Source organism: Microvirga sp. 3-52 (assembly GCF_018383585.1).
GTDB lineage: Bacteria > Pseudomonadota > Alphaproteobacteria > Rhizobiales > Beijerinckiaceae > Microvirga.
Window position 1 is genome coordinate 1 of record NZ_JAHAMK010000065.1, and the last position, 784, is coordinate 784.

At 52.8% G+C, this 784-nt stretch carries 1 protein-coding gene; it reads left to right on the forward strand.

Translation table 11 applies throughout. The features are described 5' to 3' along the window. Nucleotides 1-305, forward strand: a 305-nt coding sequence (locus tag KHP60_RS24460; protein ID WP_213566878.1) for a hypothetical protein, incomplete at its 5' end; no start/stop codon positions are given. Nucleotides 306-784: the final 479 nt, after the last annotated feature.

The following is a 784-nucleotide window of genomic DNA, read 5'->3' on the forward strand; positions in this document are numbered from 1 at the left end:
GAGAGTTTGGTGGTTGCCGCCCCTCGATGGCTGAAGTAGCAAACCTCCCTGAGGATTATCTTCTGAAACTCGCAGGATTTGGACCATCAACCCTTCAGAAAGTTCGCTCCATCATCGAAGGTGGCACGGCATCCTCGTCCTTCAGTGCAGATTGGAGTGATGAGAAACTCCTTTCGGAGGAGGTCCACTTGTCAGCAAAACTTCGGGACTTGCAGGATGAGTTCAACCGGCAGGAGCAAGAGCTTAAACAGGGTTTACGCGCTATTCGTCTTGAGCTTCGGATGAGAGGTCGTTCTTCAAAGTGAAGCCCAGGCAAAAGAAAGCCCCAAGACACGCTCAGGGCTCAAGGCTTCACCAGAGGGAACCATCACGATCAGGAGGAAGAGGAACGTGAAGGCTTGGACAAACAATCCTGGATGAGCAATGGTCCAGTTTGGGCTTGGCCGATCAATTTATGGGTCTAGCGGCGCAGCCGTCAGTCCATCACTTGTGTGAGGAACCCAGCCGAGTTGACCCGCCATGTGTGAGTATAACTGGGTCTTGAGGAAGCGGTCTTTGACTGCCACAACAATGTCGCGCCGCCCTGAATACCGCCAGAGTGGCACATCCCCACCAGTGGGCCATACCCAGACTTCCACGTCGTGGGACACTAGGCCATGGTGCCTGTTTATCTCAAAATTGATGCGATATTTGTCAGAACCCTTTTGCCCAGATTTCTGAACCTCCACATCAGCGACAACCAGAATATCGCTTCGAGCCCACAAGGGTTTGGCTGAGAGCTTCA